Annotated in this window: 21 protein-coding genes; 8 read left to right on the top strand and 13 right to left on the bottom strand. The window is 43.1% G+C overall.

Annotated elements, in window-relative coordinates; all coding sequences use genetic code 11:
* Nucleotides 1-153: 153 nt before the first annotated feature.
* From A6J60_RS06410 to A6J60_RS06455, 10 genes are all read right to left on the bottom strand, one after another.
* The gene (locus A6J60_RS06410) at nt 154-570 is read right to left on the bottom strand and encodes a F0F1 ATP synthase subunit epsilon (RefSeq protein ID WP_096065243.1); all 417 of its coding nucleotides are present in this window, start codon (nt 568-570) and stop codon (nt 154-156) included.
* 62 nt (nt 571-632) lie between these two features.
* Nucleotides 633-2,060 (bottom strand): F0F1 ATP synthase subunit beta, encoded by a 1,428-nt coding sequence (gene atpD / locus A6J60_RS06415; protein WP_096065244.1) that lies wholly within the window; start codon nt 2,058-2,060, stop codon nt 633-635.
* Between the two features lie 51 nt (nt 2,061-2,111).
* Nucleotides 2,112-2,990, bottom strand: coding sequence for a F0F1 ATP synthase subunit gamma (gene atpG / locus A6J60_RS06420; protein WP_096065245.1), 879 nt, complete (start codon nt 2,988-2,990; stop codon nt 2,112-2,114).
* A gap of 110 nt (nt 2,991-3,100) precedes the next feature.
* Nucleotides 3,101-4,645 carry a F0F1 ATP synthase subunit alpha gene (gene atpA / locus A6J60_RS06425; protein WP_096065246.1) on the bottom strand — a complete coding sequence of 515 codons (1,545 nt, stop codon included), beginning with the start codon at nt 4,643-4,645 and terminating at the stop codon, nt 3,101-3,103.
* Nucleotides 4,646-4,815: 170 nt separating this feature from the next.
* Nucleotides 4,816-5,445, bottom strand: a complete 630-nt coding sequence (locus tag A6J60_RS06430) for a F0F1 ATP synthase subunit delta (RefSeq protein ID WP_096065247.1) — start codon at nt 5,443-5,445, stop codon at nt 4,816-4,818.
* Between the two features lie 566 nt (nt 5,446-6,011).
* On the bottom strand, nt 6,012-6,482 hold the full coding sequence (locus tag A6J60_RS06435) for a F0F1 ATP synthase subunit B (RefSeq protein ID WP_096065248.1): 471 nt from the start codon (nt 6,480-6,482) through the stop codon (nt 6,012-6,014).
* A gap of 104 nt (nt 6,483-6,586) precedes the next feature.
* On the bottom strand, nt 6,587-6,832 hold the full coding sequence (gene atpE / locus A6J60_RS06440; protein WP_096065249.1) for a F0F1 ATP synthase subunit C: 246 nt from the start codon (nt 6,830-6,832) through the stop codon (nt 6,587-6,589).
* Between the two features lie 35 nt (nt 6,833-6,867).
* Nucleotides 6,868-7,734, bottom strand: a complete 867-nt coding sequence (gene atpB / locus A6J60_RS06445) for a F0F1 ATP synthase subunit A (RefSeq protein WP_096065250.1) — start codon at nt 7,732-7,734, stop codon at nt 6,868-6,870.
* Between the two features lie 406 nt (nt 7,735-8,140).
* Entirely contained in the window at nt 8,141-8,566 is a 426-nt protein-coding gene (locus tag A6J60_RS06450; protein ID WP_096065251.1) for an ATP synthase subunit I, read from the bottom strand.
* 372 nt (nt 8,567-8,938) lie between these two features.
* On the bottom strand, nt 8,939-9,988 hold the full coding sequence (locus tag A6J60_RS06455) for a metal ABC transporter substrate-binding protein (protein WP_227526082.1): 1,050 nt from the start codon (nt 9,986-9,988) through the stop codon (nt 8,939-8,941).
* 237 nt (nt 9,989-10,225) lie between these two features.
* Here A6J60_RS06455 and A6J60_RS06460 point away from each other — a divergent pair, with 237 nt between their 5' ends.
* The 6 genes from A6J60_RS06460 (at nt 10,226) to gluQRS (ending at nt 15,221) form a co-directional block, all read left to right on the top strand.
* Nucleotides 10,226-10,825, top strand: a complete 600-nt coding sequence (locus A6J60_RS06460; RefSeq protein WP_096065252.1) for a Fur family transcriptional regulator — start codon at nt 10,226-10,228, stop codon at nt 10,823-10,825.
* A 3-nt stretch (nt 10,826-10,828) separates the two neighbouring features.
* Nucleotides 10,829-11,695, top strand: a complete 867-nt coding sequence (locus A6J60_RS06465) for a metal ABC transporter ATP-binding protein (protein ID WP_227526083.1) — start codon at nt 10,829-10,831, stop codon at nt 11,693-11,695.
* Between the two features lie 132 nt (nt 11,696-11,827).
* A complete protein-coding gene (locus A6J60_RS06470; protein WP_096065253.1) occupies nt 11,828-12,619 on the top strand; it encodes a metal ABC transporter permease in 792 nt (263 codons plus the stop codon).
* Nucleotides 12,620-12,730: 111 nt separating this feature from the next.
* Nucleotides 12,731-13,591 carry a metallophosphoesterase gene (locus A6J60_RS06475; protein ID WP_096065254.1) on the top strand — a complete coding sequence of 287 codons (861 nt, stop codon included), beginning with the start codon at nt 12,731-12,733 and terminating at the stop codon, nt 13,589-13,591.
* Nucleotides 13,592-13,734: 143 nt separating this feature from the next.
* Nucleotides 13,735-14,169: an RNA polymerase-binding protein DksA gene (gene dksA / locus A6J60_RS06480; RefSeq protein WP_096065255.1), complete on the top strand. Its 435-nt coding sequence runs from the start codon at nt 13,735-13,737 to the stop codon at nt 14,167-14,169.
* A gap of 44 nt (nt 14,170-14,213) precedes the next feature.
* Nucleotides 14,214-15,221: a tRNA glutamyl-Q(34) synthetase GluQRS gene (gluQRS, locus tag A6J60_RS06485; protein ID WP_096065256.1), complete on the top strand. Its 1,008-nt coding sequence runs from the start codon at nt 14,214-14,216 to the stop codon at nt 15,219-15,221.
* A 97-nt stretch (nt 15,222-15,318) separates the two neighbouring features.
* Here the strand turns inward: gluQRS and ftsW are convergent, their stop codons facing one another.
* Nucleotides 15,319-16,527, bottom strand: a complete 1,209-nt coding sequence (gene ftsW / locus A6J60_RS06490) for a putative lipid II flippase FtsW (protein WP_096065257.1) — start codon at nt 16,525-16,527, stop codon at nt 15,319-15,321.
* An 86-nt stretch (nt 16,528-16,613) separates the two neighbouring features.
* Nucleotides 16,614-18,029 carry a UDP-N-acetylmuramoyl-L-alanine--D-glutamate ligase gene (gene murD, locus A6J60_RS06495; protein WP_227526180.1) on the bottom strand — a complete coding sequence of 472 codons (1,416 nt, stop codon included), beginning with the start codon at nt 18,027-18,029 and terminating at the stop codon, nt 16,614-16,616.
* Nucleotides 18,030-18,755: 726 nt separating this feature from the next.
* Here murD and A6J60_RS06505 point away from each other — a divergent pair.
* Nucleotides 18,756-20,273: a SulP family inorganic anion transporter gene (locus A6J60_RS06505; RefSeq protein ID WP_096065259.1), complete on the top strand. Its 1,518-nt coding sequence runs from the start codon at nt 18,756-18,758 to the stop codon at nt 20,271-20,273.
* A 31-nt stretch (nt 20,274-20,304) separates the two neighbouring features.
* A complete protein-coding gene (locus tag A6J60_RS06510; RefSeq protein ID WP_096065260.1) occupies nt 20,305-21,165 on the top strand; it encodes a universal stress protein in 861 nt (286 codons plus the stop codon).
* Nucleotides 21,166-21,332: 167 nt separating this feature from the next.
* On the opposite strand, the gene A6J60_RS06515 is transcribed toward A6J60_RS06510, so the two are convergent.
* Entirely contained in the window at nt 21,333-22,589 is a 1,257-nt protein-coding gene (locus A6J60_RS06515) for an amidohydrolase family protein (RefSeq protein WP_096065261.1), read from the bottom strand.
* Between the last annotated feature and the right edge of the window lie 6 nt (nt 22,590-22,595).

The following is a 22,595-nucleotide window of genomic DNA, read 5'->3' on the forward strand; positions in this document are numbered from 1 at the left end:
TATAATTTTCAGACTAAATGTAATTAGTATGTTTATGATATGAAATTCTAAACAAAAAAAACAGCCTAGAGTAAGGCTGTTTTTTATTGTTTATTTAAAATTGCTGAGACTTCATGCTCAACAGTATCTATTTAACACTTTTGTGTTATCGACTTAAGCACGGTTACGGTACTTTTTCAGTGTCTCTAACTGTGCAACAGATTCTGCAAGTGATGCCAAGGCAGCATTGGTTTGCAATGTTTGCGATTGGTTCACCAGCATTTGCTCAGCTTTTTTACGAGCTTCAACAATCTTAGCTTCATCTAAGTCGTGGGCACGTACGGCAGTGTCTGCAAGCACAGTGACTAACTTAGGCTGAACCTCAAGAACGCCACCAGAGACATAGACTACTTCTTCATTGCCATCTGGTGTTTGAATACGCATTGAGCCCGGCTTTAATAGAGTGATGAGCGGGGTATGTCCTGCTAGAATACCTAGCTCACCTTCACTACCCGTCGCAATTAACATACTGATTTCACCAGCATATATCTCTTCACGAGCACTGACTACTCGGCACTGTAAGGTTGCCATGCGACTCTCCGTTTTTAACTCATTATTTAAATAAATTTACTGATTACTTAAGCACTAATTGCTTAGGCAGCAGACTTTAACTTCTCAGCTTTAGCCACTGCTTCATCGATGCTACCTACCATGTAGAATGCTTGTTCAGGTAAGTCGTCGTACTTGCCTTCGATGATATCACGGAAGCTTGAAATGGTGTCACGTAATGATACGTACTTACCAGGTGCACCAGTGAATACTTCAGCAACGTGGAATGGCTGTGATAAGAAGCGCTGGATCTTACGCGCACGGTATACAACCATCTTATCTTCTTCTGAAAGCTCATCCATACCTAGAATCGCGATGATGTCTTTAAGCTCTTTATAGCGCTGTAGAACTTCCTGAACACCACGAGCAACGTTATAGTGCTCTTCACCGATGACTAATGGATCTAGCTGACGTGAGGTTGAATCTAGTGGATCTACCGCTGGGTAAATACCTTGAGAAGCAATGTCACGGCTTAGTACAACAGTCGCGTCTAAGTGAGCGAAGGTTGTGGCTGGTGATGGATCCGTTAAGTCATCCGCAGGTACGTATACCGCTTGGATAGAAGTAATAGAACCTGTTTGAGTTGATGTAATACGTTCTTGAAGAACACCCATCTCTTCAGCTAGTGTTGGCTGATAACCAACCGCTGATGGCATACGACCTAGAAGTGCTGATACTTCAGTACCTGCTAGAGTATAACGATAGATGTTATCAACGAATAATAGAACGTCTTTACCTTTACCGTTCTCATCTTTTTGATCACGGAAGTACTCAGCCATGGTCAAACCAGTTAGTGCAACACGTAAACGGTTACCTGGTGGCTCATTCATCTGACCATAAACCATCGCAACTTTAGAGTTGGTGAAGTTTTCAGTATCAACAACGCCTGCTTCTTGCATCTCGTGGTAGAAGTCGTTACCTTCACGAGTACGCTCACCCACACCAGCAAATACTGATAAACCTGAGTGTTTAAGAGCAATGTTGTTAATCAACTCCATCATGTTAACGGTTTTACCAACACCGGCACCACCGAACAGACCAACTTTACCACCTTTCGCGAATGGGCATAGTAAGTCAATTACTTTAATACCTGTTTCTAACAGGTCAGTACTGTTTGACTGCTCATCGTAAGAAGGGGCTTGACGGTGAATTGACCAATGGTCTTCTGAATTAACAGGACCTTGCTCATCAATAGGACGGCCTAGAACGTCCATAATACGACCTAGTGTCGCTTCACCAACAGGAACTGTGATAGGCGCATTGGTATTTGAAACAGTTAAACCACGTTTCAGACCTTCAGTAGATCCCATGGCAATAGTACGTACAACACCATCACCCAGCTGCTGCTGAACTTCTAATGTGGTATCTGTACCATCAACTACCAAAGCATCATATACTTTTGGTACTTCAGTGCGGTTAAACTCGACGTCAATAACTGCGCCAATAATCTGTACTATACGACCGCTACTCATAGCGTTCTCCTTGAACTTCTAAAATATGGGCTTTCTAAATAAGTGGGTCAATTAGGAAACAGCAGCAGCACCGCCGACAATCTCCGAAATCTCTCGGGTAATTGCCGCTTGACGCAGCTTGTTATAAACTAACTGTAAATCATTAATTAGGTCACCAGCGTTATCAGTTGCTGCTTTCATAGCAACCATACGTGCTGACTGTTCTGAAGCAATATTTTCCATGACCGCTTGATAGACAATAGACTCAACATAACGGCCTAGTAAGCCATCAATTAAGCTCTTCACATCTGGCTCATAGATATAATCCCAGTTGGTTTCAGTACGTACACCAGAGCTGTCATCAATCGCATCTTCAGGTAAAGGCACCAACTGATTAACAGTTGGCTTCTGAGTCATCGCATTCACAAACTTGTTATAAACAATGTAGATACGATCTAAGTGGCCTTTGGCGTAATCATCAAGCATCGCTTGCACAGGGGCATTTAACTGCTCGAATGATGGGTTATCACCATAGTCAGTAACGGCTGAAGTGACTTTACCACCAAAGCTTTTGAAGAAGCTAACGCCTTTTGAGCCAATAACCGCAAATTCTGCTTCTACTGACTGCTTTTCATAGTCTTGTACGTGATGCATCACCTGTTTGAACAAGTTGATGTTTAAGCCACCAGCCAAACCACGATCAGAAGTTACTAAGATATAGCCTACACGGTTTACCGAGCGACTAGTCATATAGGGATGTTTATAATCTGAAGACGCATGGACCAAGTGGGAAACCACACGACGCATACTCTCGGCATAAGGACGACCAATCTCCATACGCTCTTGAGCACGACGCATTTTACTGGCGGCAACCATTTGCATCGCACGCGTAATCTTCTGCGTACTCTTAATGCTGGTAACCTTAGCACGAATTTCTTTTAAACTTGCCATAACATTTCCAATTCGGCGGGGTTTAAATGAGGTTAAATCTTAAGCTCAGACAACTTACAAGCTCACACTATTTAATAGTGCGACCAGCCTAGCCAGTCGCACCCATTAAATTAGAACGTGTGGTTTTGTAAAAAGGTTTCAACTGAAGATTTTAAACGGCCCGCAATATCATCATTATAGTTTGCAGTGTCATTGATCTCTTTCATCAAGTCTGCTTGCTCATCAAACATGTAACGTAGGTAAGCTTCTTCCCAAGCACCAATTTTTTCTACTGGGATATCAGCTAAGTAGCCTTCGTTCGATGCATAGATAACAGCAGCTTGTTCAGCGATTGACATTGGCTGATACTGCTTCTGTTTCATAAGCTCAGTTACACGCTCACCATGGTCAAGCTGTTTCTTAGTTGCATCATCAAGATCTGATGCAAACTGAGCAAAAGCAGCCAATTCACGATACTGTGCTAGAGCTGTACGAATACCGCCTGATAGCTTTTTGATAATCTTAGTCTGAGCGGAACCACCAACACGAGATACTGAAATACCGGCGTTAACAGCAGGACGAATACCTGAGTTAAATAGGTTAGATTCTAAGAAGATCTGACCGTCAGTAATTGAAATAACGTTGGTTGGTACGAATGCAGATACGTCACCCGCTTGGGTTTCAATAATTGGCAATGCCGTTAATGAACCGGTTTTGCCTTTTACTTCACCTTTGGTGAACTCTTCAACATAATCTGCGTTTACACGAGATGCACGTTCTAATAGACGTGAGTGAAGATAGAATACGTCACCTGGATAAGCTTCACGACCTGGTGGACGACGTAATAATAGTGAAATTTGACGATACGCTACCGCTTGTTTTGACAGATCATCATATACGATTAATGCGTCTTCACCGCGGTCACGGAAGTATTCACCCATGGTACAACCAGAGTATGGAGCGATATACTGAAGTGCTGCTGGCTCAGAAGCTGAAGCCACAACAACTGTTGTATAAGCTAGTGCACCAGTCTCTTCTAGTTTGCGAACCACGTTAGCGATAGTTGAACGTTTCTGACCAACGGCTACGTACACACACTTAATACCAGAATCTTTCTGCGCGATGATAGCGTCAATGGCCATTGCTGTTTTACCAGTCTGACGGTCACCAATGATAAGCTCACGCTGACCACGACCGATTGGAATCATGGTATCAACCGCTTTATAACCGGTCATTACTGGCTGATCAACTGATTGACGAGCAATAACACCTGGCGCAATCTTTTCTACTTTATCAGTAAGTTTTGCGTCAATTGGGCCTTTACCATCAATTGGGTTACCTAAAGCGTCAACGACGCGGCCTAATAATTCAGGACCTACTGGAACTTCAAGAATACGGCCAGTACAGTAAGCTTTTTGACCTTCTTGTAGGGTTAGGTAATCACCTAAAACAACGGCGCCTACTGAGTCTTGTTCAAGGTTCAATGCCATACCGTAGACATCGCCTTCAAACTCAATCATCTCACCGTACATCGCATCTTCAAGACCATGAATCTGAACAATACCATCAGATACTTTGACAATAGTGCCTTCATTTTTAGCGGTTGCACCCGTATCAAGGTCTTGAATTCGCTGCTTAATCAGTTGACTGATTTCTGCTGGATTCAATTGTTGCATTGCCTTGTTTCCTTTAATTTGTGATTGCCTGCTTACTCGCTGGTTTATTGATGCTTTCGTAACCCATTCATTTATATTCAAAGTCACTATAAAAGCACGTTAATGATAGTGAGCTTTGATTACAAATTAGCAAATAAACCTTAGCCACTTTCATTAGTTTTAATTATGCGTTAAGCAGTTAGCTGTGTTTTTAACTGTTTTAATTTTCCACGCACCGAGTCATCAACAAGCTTATCGCCAATTTTGATAGTGGCACCCGCTAATAAACTAGGATCTACCTCTTCATGAATAATAACAGATGCTTTTAACGATTGTTCTAATCGTTGTTGAATCATGACACGCTGTGTCTCACTTAGCGGATATGCAGACGTCACATATGCGTTGACTTCTTTGAGTGCTTCAGCACGAAGTATTAGAAACTGCTCATATACCTGAGGTATTAAGCTTAAACGTTCCTGTTCGGCCAATTGATGCACAAAGTTTTTGATTTGAGTAGTAGCGGCCGGAAGTGAATCAGATGGCTGCCCTTCTCTTTTATGACCTTGAGCAGTAAAAAGCAACGACTTAAGTGCCGTTGGCTCATTAGAGGTAACTTGCTCATCATAGATGTTAACAAGCATCTCAGCTTTTTGCTCAGCATTAATAGCAGGGTTGTCTAACATGTGCACAAAGGCAGAATCCCTGACCACGTTGCTGGCGATCAGCAAGAAATCTACCCATTCACCAATGACTGAGTTTTCATGTGCGTAGTCAAATGCTGCTTTGGCGTAGGGTCTCGCTAGTGTAGATAATTCAGCCATTATGTCCTCTTAGCCACATTTTGTATGAAAAACTTTGTATAAACAAACCAAACCAGATGATATGTATTGACCAATTGTAAGTTCATGGACCAGCTGCATATATGTTTTCAACCAGTATAAATTGAACCATTGTGCTTAGCTTTAATGTTGATGTATAAGATAGAACGTTTCAAGAACTTGTAAAATAAGAAAAGATAACCAATTTAAGTATCAGTGATAATCATAAGCGGCTGTTTAAATGCGACCTTGACTCACAGCAATGCTTTATTTTTGACTAACAATCAAACTGTTAACGAATAGGATTATCTGCTTAAAACTGAATAAATCAGCTCAATCACAAATAAGCCAATGCCAACAATAGATCGTCATAAAAAATTGTTAAAGGAGGATATTGTTAGCTTGAGTTATAGAAAAAAGAGGACGGGCCTCCTTGACCATAACCGAACACTGACAACAAAATACTTATAACAAATAAGCTGGGCTGTAAAACCACTGATGACCTAACTTACCTACCTAATCTATTTAACTCTTTAATGTTCTTAACTGTCTCTATCGACATCATTCGATTAAAGCTTAGCTGCCAACTCATCTAGCATACTGGCATGCTGCTGCATATCGATTTTTTCTTTTAAAATTTGTTCAGCACCTAGTACTGCAAGTTCTGAAACTTGAGTGCGTAAGCTCTCACGTGCTTGACTGATCTCAAGATCGATCGACTCACGGGCTTGCTGACGAATGCGTTCGCCTTCCACTTGTGCTTGCGCTTTTGCTTCTTCAATAAGCTGGTTTGCGCTCTTATTTGCTTGTTCAATAAGGGCAGCAGCTTTTACTTTAGCAGTAGCAAGTTCTTCTTCTGCTGATTTCTCAGCACTTGCTAGATCTTCTTTTGCCTTTTCAGCAGCATTAAGACCCTCTGCGATTTTTTGCTGACGTTCATTTATGGCACCCATTAAGAATGGCCATATAAACTTCATACAAAACAAGACAAAAATTGCAAACGCTATGGACTGACCGATTAGGGTTAGATTAATATTCACACGATCACCTCTTTATTAATAAAAATCAGTATCATTGACCATCCGGTATCTGATAAAAGTCAAACGCTACATCGAATGGTCAACAGGACTCACTGATGTTTAAATTAAGCTAGAGGGTTAGCGAATAATAATAACATCGCAATACCAACACCAATCATTGGTACCGCATCAAGTAGACCGGCGACAATGAACATGCGAGTTTGCAACTGTGAGCCTAGCTCAGGTTGGCGTGCAACGCCTTCTAGAAACTTACCACCTAAGATAGCAAAACCAATGCCTGTGCCTAGTGCGCCTAGACCGATTAGTAATGCAACTGCGATAACTGTGTAACCACCTAATACTGGATCCATTGATGTATCCTCATTTACCTATAAATAACTTTTGATTAATGTTCGGTTTGTGACGCTAGTGATAGATATACTATCGTTAACATCATAAATACGAACGCCTGAAGTGTAATAACTAAGATATGGAAAATTGCCCAAGGTACTGATAATGCCCACTGAATCCAAAATGGCATCAAGGCAATCAATACAAAGATCAGCTCACCTGCATACATGTTACCGAATAAACGCAGACCAAGAGAAATTGGTTTAGCAATTAAAGTAACAAATTCTAAGATAAAGTTGATTGGAATTAAAATAATTTTTGCAATAGGGTTGCTGGCACTGAACGGATGTAGTGTTAATTCACTGATAAACCCGCCTAAGCCTTTTTCTTTGATACTGTAGTAAATAATAAGTGCAAATACCGAGAACGACATGCCTAACGTCACGTTCGGATCTGTACTTGGTACAATTTTAAAGTAGACATGGTGTGGATCATAACCCATCGCCGCACCAATCTTCTGTGCTAATACTGGGATGTAGTCGATGGGCATTAAGTCCATCAAGTTCATCAAAAATATCCACACAAAGATAGTTAATGCCAATGGTGCAATCAGTTTTGACGTACCATTGTAAGAGTCACGCACGTTTGTATCAACAAACTCGACAATCATTTCGACTGCTGCTTGTAACTTGCCTGGTACCCCAGAAGTTGCGCGTTTTGCTACGAACCAAAACAAGGCACAAAATATAACACCAAGTCCAACTGACCAAAGCATAGAATCCAAGTGAATGGCATTAAAGCCCATTTTACCTGCTTCTTCAGCAGTATGAGCAACTTTCCAGCCTTCACCTGGCAAATAGCCAAAGGTCCAGTTAGTTAAATGGTGTGCAATATAATCAGACGAGGATATTTCAGCTGCCATAATCTAAGCTTCTTATAAGTTTGTGTTAACCATTAATTTATTTAGCAAAAAATATTAAATTTCATGCTTATACTTTGCTAAATAAACCTGGCGCTTAAACCAATCTCTATATTAATGCAGGCAAAGAGAAGTGTAAAGAAAACGTTTAGTTTTGACACAACCTTTTCTGGATTATTATAAAAATTAGACTGTAAATTTAAATACTGGATAAAACTGCAACGTATCATACACTATTTATACATAGTTATCACACACTATTTATACATAGTTATCATGGCCTTATACTTTCACTTTCTTACAACAGATAGACAACAAGAGATAGCGTAAAAAACACATAATAAATTTATTATAATGTATCACATTTACCTAAAGATTTCGCCTTTGTTTGTCCTGCCTGTTGTGTCATTTATCGGATACGCCATAGGCTAATAAAATGCGCAAGCTGCATGAGTACAAACCCATAAATGACTGCGCCTACAGAAAGTGGTGACGCTGCATAAAAGACCAATGCAAAACCAGCTAACGTTACTATCCATTTGGTTATTTGACCAAGATAAAGCTGGCCAACGATGCTATGTTTTGCTTGTGCACCCGTATATCTAAATACAAACCAAGCAAAAACCGACTGTGCTGCCCAATTGATAAGCGCGCCACAAGTGGCACCTTTGGTTACCAATAAGTCACTTTTTATTAGAGTCGCATCTACCAGCCAAGTTACCACGATAATAGCCAGCAACATAGTCGATCTTAACCGAGCTTGTCGTCTAAGCTTAATTCGTTGCAGCTCTTTTCGTTGCGACGCGCGTAACGGCGTATTTGAATGAGTAAACATAGCTATTCTATGACACAAAACGCGAACTATTATAGATATGCAGTCATAGTAAAGCAAGAAAAAAAGTTGTATTTGTCAAATAGTTTTTATATATCTTGTGTAATCAAGGCTGTAGGATTTTATTTGCTTTCAGGCCTTTATTTTATTAATCAATAATACTTTATTTGTTTGAAATTTTATTAATATTAATTTAATAAAAGCCTATGCATTACACACAGGCTTTTGCTAATTGACTGCTATTTAAATCTGATTTGGCTAGTAAATAATTCACTATTTAATGAACGATTTGATGAACTGTTTAATTAATGACAGAAATAATCGTTTTTTTGGCTATTGATTGAAAATGATCGGTATCTTCAACTTTCTATGTCATTAACCCCTACCAATACATTGATTGATATCTTGGGCTAAACTTCGCCAGCCACTTAAAAAGTCATCAGAGCCACTCATATCTTCTTGCTGGATGGTGCTGGTCACAGGCTTTAATTTGCTTAATACGCCTTGATTGCTGTCGGTCTGTAGCACCATACACATCTTAGGCTTAGGTCGGTTTTGTCTTAACCAATGAAATTGACTGGCCTTAGGCGGCAAGTGATGATCGGTAGTCAACGCACCAACCATGTTAAGCCGCAGTGTCGGCTCTATATAATGAAAAGCATCGTGATAGGCCCAGTAAGGTTGCTCAGTGCTTGCCTTCAACTGTGACTGGCGTACAGCCTCATCCATCTGCTGTGCAAACTGGCGCACATTATCAGCATATAATGCTTTATATTGTGGATTGGCACGACTAAAGATAGCGCCCAATGCTCTAGTAATGGCCTTGGCATTGTCTGGATCTAACCATATATGAGGATCTAAAGTATCTTTGATTGGCTCGCCTTTGACGTCACGCAAGGGCTGACGATTAAAAACATTTAGCTCAAATAGACTGATGCTATTGGCGCTGCCACCCAGAGATTTGACCAGATTAGACTCTAACTCATTACCAAACCAAACCACATAACGGCTGTCACGAACGTTCTTCATATCACCTGGGCTTAAGCTGCCATGATGGCCTACGTCACCTGGATCTAATAATAAGGTGGCATCAGGCGCGCCTTTAGTGACGGCTTGACTTAACAGGTATAAAGGATAATTACTGACCGCCACTTTTGTTCTATTACGGATATTCTCAGGCAGTGCGTCAACACTGATATTACGCCAAGATTTTGGGGTTATCTTTTTTGCCAAATGACTGTTATCACTACTGCTAGCTGTTGTGGCAGATTCAGCAGCATGGGCTGTATTGGCGATATTTGGCGCAGACATCGCTAACGGTGCCAGTGTTAATAGTACCATAGGTAGGCCACGACGGATTGTCGTCATTAACTTTTTTTCTGTTGTCGATTGTTGTATGGTTAGCGACTGATTGATTATCGACATAGCTGCCTCGTTTATTATTGTGTATGAGTATATATGAACTGGATGTATGTGCTAGGGAAATAATTATCAGATATGTTATACTATAACTCATAAAAAATTAAGTCATTTCATTTAAATCGTTTTAAACGCTTAATTATCTTTAGCAATCGCTATTCACGATATAATCATTAATACTAAAAATTAAACCCTAATTATTTATTTATAAATTAATGGTTCCCCTGACTAAGGAGGTAGGCCATGACCAACTCGAGCAAGCTGACTAATAGCAGCCAAACATACAGTGTTGAGCAGGCGACGTGTGGCTCTCATGCAGGTCCTCATTTACATGACGTGCACGCGTTTTCTGAGCAGCAGATTGAGCAGCGCTTGTTGGCAGCAGAAAAACTGTGCGCCGAAAAAGGGGCACGCTTTACGCCGTTAAGAAAGATGGTGTATCAGCTGATCTTACAGTCAGATAAGCCATTGGGTGCTTACGATTTGATTCAAGGCCTGCAAGACAGCCGTACCAAACAAGATGGTGAAAAAGCCAAAATGGTTGCGCCGCCGACCGTGTATCGCACCCTAGAGTTCTTACTGGAGTTTGGCTTCATTCATCAGCTCACCTCCATCAATGCCTTCGTGCCTTGCTGTCACCCTCGTGATCAGCATAATGCGGTCTTTTTGTTATGCAATGCTTGCCAGCGGGTTCAGGAGTTTAGCGGTATGCCGGTACAGCAAATTGTCAATTACGTCAAACAACAGGTCGGCTTTCAAGTACAACAATGTGTGATGGAGCTTAAAGGCCTGTGTGACAGCTGCCTGCCCCATACCTCTGCCCTATCCTCAGCAGAGGCTTAAGCCATGACAACAGAACACAATTCGGCAACTCCTTTAATGCGTTTAGAGTCGATCGGCTACCGACTCAGTGGCCGTGCTCATCATCCTGCTAAGCAAGGAGCGGGCAGCAAACGATTTAACTGGCTCAGTGGTGCACGCTCAGCAAAAAAGACAGCCTCTCAAAGCATAGCTGACACTGAAACACAGCAACAAAAAGTGCTGCTCACCAATATCAGCTTAAATATTCTACCAGGCGAAAAAATAAGCGTTATTGGGCCTAATGGTGCTGGTAAATCAACCTTGATGAAACTGATACTAGGTCTGATAACGCCTACTTCCGGCCATATCCATCGTCACCCTGATCTAAAAGTGAGCTATGTGCCACAAAAGTTTAGTGTACCGCCGATTTTGCCGCTACGCGTGCAAGATTTATTGGCACAAACCAATAATGAGCTAAGCGCCGATGAGCAAGCCTTTTTGTATCAACGCTTATCAATCACGCCTTTATTGAAAAAACAGGTCATTCACTTATCAGGCGGTGAAACCCAGCGTGTGTTATTGGCACGCTCCTTTTTAAGCAAACCCAATCTGCTAATTTTAGATGAACCGATGCAAGGGCTCGATCCTGAAAGTGAGCGCTGGTTATATGAGTTTATTGATGATCTGCCACCGTTTTTGCAGTGTGCAATGGTCGTCGTCTCGCACGACTTACATTGGGTCATGCGCGGTAGTCGCCGAGTGATTTGTCTGAACAAGCATATTTGCTGTGAGGGACAGCCGAGCGATATCGGGGTATCTCAAGAATTTAAACAGCTGTTTGGACATCAATATGAGCAGCCTTATATCCATAAGCCTCATGAATGCCAACATGTTGGGCCGCATGTACATTAACCACTGCCCTTGTGATACAAGTACAAGCAGTATGCAAGCATTGGTCTTAACCTTAGATTGAGTCGTAACCACAACCTAACCCCAGTCAAGATTCAATCACAACCAACTTAATTATCGTGGAATCTCAGTTTTATGCTATCTGAATGGCTTGACATCATTGCCCCTGCTTGGATTGCAGGCAGCCTATTGGCATTATTATCTGCACCGCTTGGCTGCTTAGTACTATGGCGGCGTATGGCCTTCTTTGCCGACGCATTGGCACATGGCACCTTATTTGGTGTGGCGCTGGCTGCGTTATGGCAATGGCCCTCATCGGTCGGTATCGTGATCGTCAGTATCATGGTAGTACTGGGATTGATTTGGTTAGAAGATGAGCGCCTGCCCAGTGATGCTCTGCTTGCCGTGGTATCCGTAACTTTATTATGCTCAGGATTATTAACCTTAACTCATTTGACACAATTACAGTCTAATGTATTGGGCTATCTGTTCGGTAACTTACTGGAAGTAGGCTGGACTGATTTGCCAGTATTGGCAGTATCTGTGGCTGTCGGTGTTGCCGTATTGACCTATATTTGGCGACCGCAAATCATCCTAGCCAGTCATCGCGACTTGGCCTTGGTTGCTGGGGTCAACGCAACCCGTCAGCGCCTATTCTTTATGGGGGTATTGGCCGGATTCTGTGCGTTGGCATTACAAGCCGTCGGTAGCTTATTAATCAGCGGCTTATTAATATTGCCAGCATTAACTGCCAGATTATTCGCTCAGTCACCCAAGCAAATGGTGATTATCGCTATTATTTTGGCACAATTGGCCGTCACTGGCGGTGTTTGGGGCAGTGTGTTATTAGATATTCAAACCGGGTTGGCGATTGTGTTAGGATTGGCATTGGCCTTCTTTGCGTCTTTTATAGTCTCGCGCATTTAGTGGCTGTGGCTGTTACTGGCTAACTCAAGCTCGAACCCAAACCCAAGCTCATACTCAACCTACATCGAAACAAACACTCATTAAGACAACACAAGATAAACAAGCAAGCCTATGCCGAACCGTTCTGACTCCGATCTAAAGCGTCAATATCCGCCAACCGCTATCCACACCGCAGATGGCAACATTAATATTTTGCAGCTAACAGACCCCCATCTGTATTGGGATACAACCACGTCGACAGCAGGCATTAATAACCATCAAAACTTTGTCGCCTGTCTTAATCAAGCCTTAAATGAAGACAGACGTTGTGATTTGATCTTGCTGACCGGCGACTTGGTCAATGAGGTCAACACCCAAATATACGATAGAATCTTTGAGCTGTTACAACAAACCGGCATCCCTCACGCCTGCATTGCCGGTAATCATGATGTCACCGACGAGCTCAATACCCATCTTGCCTTTGAGCAACGTCAATTCGTCGCGCACACGGCAGACCCTCGCCTATTATCACGTCATAGCATTCAATTGAATAACTGGGAATTGCTGCTGCTAGACAGTAGTGTACCTGGGAAGATATATGGTGCAGTCGGCAACAAAAACTTGCAATGGCTACGTCAAAAGCTCGCAAACTGTCATAATCCTGTCATGATTGCCATGCATCATCACCTGCTTCCAATGCACTCTGCTTGGATAGATGCACATATTACCCAAGATGCGAGCGATTTTTGGGCATTAATTAAGCAATTCCCGCAAGTCAAAGCGGTGCTATCAGGACATGTTCATCAAGATTATGAAAGCAGTCAGTCTGGGGTCAACGTCTATACGACGCCTTCGACCTGCTATCAGTTCAAACCCAATGAAGATGACTTTGCATTGGACCCTGATGCATCTCCTGGATATCGCTGGTTAACATTGACAATTGAAGGAGAGATTAACAGTTGGGTGACTCGGCTTACCAAGCCAACTAATTGATTTTATGACCCTCATTTAGCTGCTGAGGTTGAAAAAATATTAACCAGCACTTATATACTAGCTCTAGTCAAATAAAAAAAATTGTGATATAAGAGTCAATTATTTTATTTCAGCACCCCTACTAATGGATATAGGAAACTGTCATGAGTCAAACTGCTACTGACGACTTAACCTTTAAGCCTTACGAAGCGAAAGCAGACGAAGAATACATGTCAGATGCCCAGCTTAAACACTTTGAAGATATTTTAAAAGCATGGAAGCTACAGCTGGCAGGAGATGCTGACCGCACCAAGAACTACATTCAAGATGAGTCTGCATCGCTATCAGATACCAATGATAGAGCCACTCAGGAAGAAGAGTTTGCACTGGCATTACGCACCCGAGATCGTGAGCGTAAGCTGATTCGTAAGATTGATAAGTCACTGGCTGATATCAGCACTGGTGATTACGGATTCTGTGAAACGTGTGGTGTCGAGATTGGTCTACGCCGCTTAGAGGCACGTCCTACTGCTACTCAATGTATCGATTGTAAGACGTTATCAGAGATCAAAGAGCGTCAAAACTGGGGACATTCATAATCTCACGTCTAATGTATTAGACGGGTGATTATTAACCTCAGCTTATGCCAACACATTGCCCAAAACGGCCTGCCGCACACCCTAACGATTCGTTAGCTATGGGTCGTTTTGCGCCCTCCCCGACAGGACAACTGCACCTTGGGTCGCTGACCACTGCGCTTGCCAGTTACTGTCATATTAAGTCAATTCAAGGCCACTGGTTGGTTCGTATCGAAGATACCGACCGTCAACGCTGCCGACCTGAATTTAGCGCTCAAATCTTACGTGATTTAGAACACCTTGGCCTGTACTGGGACGATGAGGTGTTTTATCAGTCACGGCGCGAATCCATTTATAATGAACTGCTGTATGACGGTCTATCGAATCGTCTGTATGGCTGTGGTTGCTCGCGCAAACAGCTTGCTGAATATCCAATCTACCCTGGGTTTTGTCGACCCGAACCAAGTGCTAAATACACACCAAGCGCTACATCTACACCAGACACTCAACCTAAACTCAATTCTGAACTTAATACAGATAACGCCTATCAACAGCGGATTGCAGATTTTACTCAGCGCAAAGTCAGAGTTCAGCTGCCCAATTACAGCATTGGCTTTTTGGATGGCATCCAAGGTATGCAGTGGGCCAATCCGCAGCAAACCTTAGGCGATGTGGTATTACGCCGCGCAGATGGAACCATTAACTACTTTTTGGCGGCTAGTGTTGATGACGGGCTACAAGGCATTACTCACGTGATGCGTGGCTTAGACATCCTACCACTGACGCCGGCACAAATTGCCATAATGTCCTATCTTAATCTGCCTATGGTTGAGCACTGGTATCATCTGCCTTTGGTAGAGAACCAGCACGGCCAAAAGCTATCCAAGCAAAACTTAGCAGAACCCATTGATACGTCGAGCACAAAAAAATGCCAACAGTTAATACTGCAGGCATTGAATTTATTAAAACAAGATAAAGTGGAACTCGATAGTCCTGAACTGATGCTAAAGCAAGCGGTACAGCAGTGGCAAAATAAGCCTTTGCAACAGCAGAGAGTCTTGGGCACAGTTTAATTTAAATTCTCTATGCTTATAACCAGCGCTTACAATCAGCACAGTTCAGTAAAAAGACTAAATCTAGTATCAACATCAGTACTAATATCAGTATTAATTAATAATGACGGCAACGGATAGAGGCAATCTTAGGGCTGGTTTTTTGAATATTTAATAACAAACCGACCATAACTAAACAAATCAGCATCGATGAGCCGCCATAGCTAAAAAACGGCAGTGTCAAACCCTTGGTTGGCATGATACCCATGTTCATACCCGCATTCACCATGATTTGACCAATAAAGATAATACCAAAACCAAAAGCGGTGTAGCTTAAACGCATTTGATGATTGCGCAGTGCGTTATAGCTAATACGCATCACACTGGCGACCACCAATGCTTCTAGAATCAATACCGTTAATACCCCTACTAACCCTAGCTCTTCACCAGTAATTGCCAATAAGAAGTCAGTATGGGCCTCAGGTAAATGCGCCAGCTTTTGCACACTTTCACCATAGCCAACACCAGTCACTTCACCACGACCAAACGCAATCAAACTGCGTGCTAACTGATAGTCTGAACCTTGAATGTCATCAAACGGATCCCAGAAAGAGGCAAAACGTATCACCCGATACTCTTGGAATAAAATCGCATAAGCGCCGCCCAATGCGCCTAGAATGATCAGCCATATTATCTGACTCCAAGGCGCACCTGCCACGAAGAAGATAGACAAAATAACACCACTTAGGATAACCACTGACCCGAAGTCGGGCTGTGACAAGATGAGCGCAATCAAGATACCAACCGTGACGCCTAAACGTATGATACCGCCGATACCTTGGCGCACCTCATTACCACGGCGCACCACAAAGTCAGCAGTAAATAACACCATCACCAACTTCGCAAGCTCGGCGACCTGAAAGTTGACTGAGCCAAATTCAATCCATCGCTTTGCACCGTTAATATCATCGCCTATGAGTAGCGTTAATATCAGTAACAGCAGTACGGTTACCAAAGACACCACTAAAAACAGCATGTCATAAAACCAAGATAGGCGCATTTTGTAAGTCACAAAACCCGCAGTCGCCCCAATGGCTATATACCACAGCTGATTATAAAAAAAGTTCAGCTGTTTTAAGTCGTGCATGTTAGCAAATGGAATGGAAGCAGAAGCGACCATAACCAGGCTTAATACCAGCAAGCAGCACACACTGGTGAGCAGCACACCGCCCGCCGTTGGCACAGAGAATATGCCTGAATAATCACGCTTGCGTTGTGATGATGCCTTTGCTGAAAAGCGAGATGCCGGGGAGGTATTATTTGCCATAAAGGTTCAACTGTACTTAAAACGATGAATGATAAAAATGGGTTGCAAGACTTTTTTGGGGGTAACGCTTTTTAGTTTAACCACAGCTAGCTGGGTTCATTGTCTGCCAATTGAGCAACCAATTGACAAAAATGCTCACCACGTTGGCTATAACCGATGTATTGGTCGAAGCTGGCGCAAGCCGGTGATAACAATACTGCCGCAACTTGTGACAAACTACTTGCGGTTAACGACTGCGCCTTGGTCATCGCCTGCTCTAGAGTATCACAGTGATGTCTCTCAACTGTCTCACTTAACTGCGCTTGCTGCAAGTGCTCGTCGATAATGCCAGCATCTTCTCCGATAAGGATCAGCTGACTCACATATTGATTAAGCAGCGGTACCAGCTCACCAAATTGCTGGCCTTTGCCTTGTCCGCCCAATATCAGTAGCAGCTTAGTCTTACCATCACTACGGCTACTATAGACAGAGCCTAGACCAGAAATGGCAGCCAGCGTCGAGCCGACATTGGTTCCTTTTGAGTCATTGAAGTACTCAACACCTGCCACATTATCCACAAATTGGCAGCGGTGTGGCAATCCAGAAAACTCTTGTAACGTTTTTAGCATGCTGGGCATCTCAATCCCTGCCAGCTCTCCTAACGCTAACGCGGACAACGCATTAAGCAAGTTATGCTTACCCTTAACTTTCAGTTGATCAGCACCGATTAGCTTATGCGTGCCTTTGGCCAAATAAATACTGCCATCACCCTCGGTAATCAAACCAAATTCACCTAAGTCTGGCGCATTAGAACCAACACTCAAACGTGGAATATCATCTGCAACCAATGGACGTGATAAAGCATCGTCACGATTAATCACAATCGACTCAGCCCCTTGGAAGATACGATGCTTGGCTTGGTGATAGCCGAGCATATCGCCATGACGATCTAAGTGATCTGGCGACATATTCAATACGGTCGCAACTTTAGCGCCTAGATTAGTAACCGTCTCTAACTGAAAGCTAGACAACTCAAGCACTGCCAGCTGCATCTGTTCACCCAACTGCTCATCTTCTAATAAGCTTAAGGCAGGCACGCCAATATTGCCACCCACACCGACATTAATGCCGGCATCTTTTGCCATTTGCCCCACTAAGGTTGTGACCGTGCTCTTCGCATTCGAGCCTGTGATGGCCACAATCGGGGCACGGCAGGCCTCTTTAAACAGTTGAATATCACTGACAATGGCAATGCCTGCCTGCTTAGCCTTCGCCACAGCAGGGGTTGTCAGTGCCACGCCTGGACTAATCACAATACGCTCAGCTTTTAGCAATAAGTCTGCGTCGATAGCGCCAAACGCACGTATCTCAATACGAGAATCAAGCTGTGCTGCTAAGCCGGGAGCTGCGTTGGCATCAGTCACTGCGACACGGTAGCCACGCTTGGCCAAATAGTTGGCCGTTGCTAAGCCAGATTGACCTAAGCCTATCACTACCTGTAAGCCACTGCCCTTTTGAATCATGGCGTCTTGGGTGGAAAGCTTTTGATCTGCTGCAGTGCTTGATGAGTTGTTGGCTGTCGCTGTATTTGATGAAGAATCAATATGTGTTGTCATGGTTGTTTCTGATGTGGTAGTTGGCATAGGTTAAACTTGTATTGAGGTTAAGGTTGACGTTGCCACAATGTTAATAGGCAACTGTAGGTTTGATATTTGGCTGACGCAATCAATGGGCTGTACTACCTGCTTATTTACGCTTGGGTCAGCACCGATAATCTGACCTTATTTGTTTATTATGGTATGATGCTGCTATTTTTTTGCCGACACTCAGCTGAGGGTTGTTGTTTTGTCAAACCTTTGTCAAACCGTCACAGCCGGCAAAAACAAATATCAAAAAATGAATCAACCAAAGTAAAGACCACAGTCAAAGCAATTATGCTTGGCTTTTGTCGCTACACTAATATTTAATGCTAAAATAACGGCTATCTAGTGGCTGGACTCTACTGGTTTTTATTCTACCATGACCCCAGCCCTGTTGGTCTTAATTTAATGCTACAAATTAATGCTACAAAATCGCACATAACACACTAGTGCGCCTTTTAATATCGCGCACCACTTACCGGTTGTCAGTATTTCAGTTCCTATCTAAGCTCTTGGCATCACTCTAGGGCTTAAAACTAGGCTATTGGCCAATGCTGAGCAACACCCCTTTAAAATGTAACCTAACAAATAAGTTAATAACATAAATATATGATAGTACCTTCTATAAATACAATACGAGACGAGTGGTTTTCAAATGTGCGTGGTGACGTGCTCTCTGGATTGGTAGTCGCTTTAGCCCTAATCCCCGAAGCCATTGCCTTTTCTATCATCGCCGGTGTTGATCCAAAAGTGGGGCTGTATGCCTCATTTTGTATTGCGGTTGTCATCAGCTTCGTCGGTGGCCGCCCAGGTATGATTTCTGCTGCGACCGGTGCCATGGCATTAGTCATGGTCACCTTAGTCGCTGAGCATGGGCTGCAGTATTTATTGGCCGCCACCTTACTGTGTGGTGTGATTCAGTTCGTCATGGGTGTGTTTAAGCTCGGTAATCTGATGCGCTTTGTATCACGCTCAGTGGTGATTGGTTTCGTCAACGCCTTGGCCATTTTGATTTTTATGGCGCAGCTGCCAGAGCTGATTCCAGCATTAAACCCTGAAGCGGCCGATCGAATTGGGCTACCTGTGTACCTGATGACCGCAGCCGGACTGGCTATTATTTACGGTTTTCCGTTAATACCAAAAATTGGCAAAATCATTCCTTCACCGCTGATTTGTATTGTTGGTCTGACCATCGTTGCATTATATATGGGATTAGACATCCGTAACGTCGGCGATATGGGTGATCTGCCAGATACTCTGCCGATGTTTTTATTACCAGATATCCCACTAAACTTAGAAACCTTACTAATTATCGCGCCTTACTCTGCTGCATTAGCCGTGGTTGGCTTGCTTGAGTCTATGATGACAGCAACTATTGTCGATGACTTAACCGATACCTTAAGTGATAAAAACCGCGAGTGTCGTGGTCAAGGTATTGCCAACGTGGTATCAGGATTCTTTGGTGGTATGGCCGGCTGTGCCATGATTGGTCAATCAGTGATTAACGTAAAATCGGGTGGCCGTACACGTCTATCGACACTGATTGCCGGTGTGGTGCTACTAATCTTAGTGGTATTTTTAAGCGATTGGGTCAGTCAAATTCCGATGGCAGCATTGGTTGCGGTTATGATTATGGTCTCTATCGGTACCTTTAACTGGGAGTCGCTACGTGAGTTCAAGACCCATCCTATGTCATTCAACATAGTCATGGTCGCTACTGTCATCACTACCGTGTTTAGCCATAACTTGGCTTACGGTGTGTTGGTTGGCGTCTTATTATCTGCCCTGTTCTTTGCTAACAAAATCAGTCAATTCTTAAGTATCTATAGTGAGTACGATGAGCAAAACAACACCCGTTACTACTATGTACACGGTCAGGTATTCTTTAGCTCAACCACTTACTTCTTAGACAGCTTTGATACCAAAGAAGCGCTTAATAGTGTGGTTATTGACGTCACACACGCTCACTTTTGGGACGTGACAGCTGTGGATACCTTAGACAAGCTTGTTATCCGTTTCCAACGTGAAGGTATTGATGTTAAAGTAATTGGATTAAACAGCGCCAGCCGTACCTTAATTGATCAGTTCTCGATTCATGATCGTCGTGACATCGGCTTGCTTGATTAATTAACAGACAGCATCAGATTGAGTGAGTCATATGAGTAACTTAATACCAGACAGTGTCATTGCCTGCCTTGACTGCCCAAATCATGTGCAGGCCGTACTCGATGCCAGCATGTGGTCGGCAAAGGCGTTGCAAGCACCAATCGGTTTGCTACATTCAACGCCGAGCGTGTATCACAAAGCAGCCATGGACTACTCTGGTTGCTTGATTGCCGATGATGGTGAGAACTTGCTGAACCAGTTAGCACGTGAAGAAAAAAGCAGTAACAGTAAGCTGCGTGACCAAGGCCGAGTGCTATTAAAACAGGCCGAAAACTACTGTGAGCAGCATCAAGGTCGCCATCAATTTCATACCTATATGCTACATCGTCATGCCTCATTAGCCGACAGCCTTGATTATGTCGATAATAATGCTCAGCTGATCGTGATAGGTCATCAGGTAACCTGCAAAGACACCCTGTCACAGTTAGTGCGTGCCAGTCGCTGCCCTATTCTGGTGACTCACGAAGACTTTCATGCTCCCAAAACAGCGTTGTTTGCCTTTGATAATCGCCCGACCAGTCATGCCTTATTAGACTGGTTGTGCAGCAACTCGTTGGTGAGAAATCTAACCCTACACGTGGTAATGGTCGGCGAAGAAAATGAGCGCAATAAAGATGCGCTGCGTGAGGCTTATGCGCGCTTAAAGCAGGTCGGTATTGACTGTAAAAAGGCGCTGCTTGAAGGCCGAGATACCACAGCGACCCTGACCTTCTATCAACAAAAGCATCAGCTAGATCTCCTAATCACCGGTGCCTTTGGTGAATCACGCTTACACGAGCTGCTACATGGCAGTGATACACGTAAGCTACTTAAAGCCAGTCGCACGCCTTATTTACTTTACCCACGTATGTAGTAATTAACATAAAAAAAGCAGCTTAATTTAAGCTGCTTTTTTTTCGAGTATTTACTCTCTCTACAAAATTTACTCTACAGATTTAACCTATAAAACAGTTAATTTGCTCCGTAGGTAGTCTTTATGCTTATTAGATAATCGTTATGCTTATTAGATAGTCATTATGTTTATTTTGTTTTACGGAATAAGTCTAGCTCAACTTCATAGCTCGGCTCTGGCTTTTTGAACAGATACTCACCATTTCGGATTGAGGCTAATGCATCAGCACGCTGACGTACCGCTTCAAACGGAGAATCTGCATCTAATACTAGGAAGTTGGCTGGCTTACCTTTTTCAAGACCATACTGATCTTCAACGTTTAGCGTCTTCGCACCGTTATAAGTAATCAGGTCAATACATCTGTCTAACTCATCGAATGACATGGTCTGTGCCAAGTGAATACCATTGTCTAGAATATTCATCAAGTTACCGTTACCAGCTGGATACCAAGGGTCATTAATCGAGTCTTGACCAAAACAGACGTTAATACCACTGTCCCAGAACTCTTTCACACGAGTTAGACCACGGCGTTTTGGATAGGTGTCCTGACGACCTTGTAGATAAGCGTTCTCAGTTGGTAGTGAAATAAAGTTCATGCCCGACTGCTGGAACAGTTGCATCATACGGAATGCATAGGCGTTATCGGCGGAACCGAATGAACAGGTATGGCTGGCCGCGGTACGTGTGCCAATACCTTCTACCATTACTAAGGCGTTTAATAGCTGTACATGACGGCTCATTGGGTCGTCGGTTTCGTCACAGTGAATATCGATTAATTTGTCATATTTAATCGCTAACTCTACTGCTTTACGTACCGAATCTTGACCAAACTCGTAAGCCCATTCAAAGTGCGGGATACCGCCAACACAATCTGCGCCCATCTTCAGCGCTTCTTCTACCAACTCATCACCTCCTTTATAAGCGTACATCCCCTCTTGTGGGAAGGCGACAATCTGAATGGTGACATTGTCTTTTAGCTGCTCACGCACCTCTAACATGGCTTTTAGACCGGTTAAATCTGGGTCACAGACGTCAATGTGAGTACGGATAAATTGCACCCCTTTTGACACTTCTTCTTGAATACCTTTTAGCGCACGCTGTTTGGCATCTTCTAGCGTCTGTGTCTTTTTGACATCGTGCCAGCGTGCAATACCTTCGAACAGGGTACCACTGCTGTTATTGGCGCCTTCACTTCTACCGGTATAGACATAATCTAAGTGTAAATGCGCATCGACATAAGGCGGCACAACCAAACGGCCTTTTAGATCAATCACCTCATCAGCATCGGCTAGATTGTTACCGATGTCATGAAACACGCCATCTTTAACTAAAATTTCACTGGCATTGTCATGACCATAAACCTTGGCATTAATAAACTTTTTCATAATATC

Origin of the sequence: Psychrobacter sp. FDAARGOS_221 (assembly GCF_002313155.2) — a bacterium.
In the GTDB taxonomy this organism is placed as follows: Bacteria; Pseudomonadota; Gammaproteobacteria; order Pseudomonadales; family Moraxellaceae; genus Psychrobacter.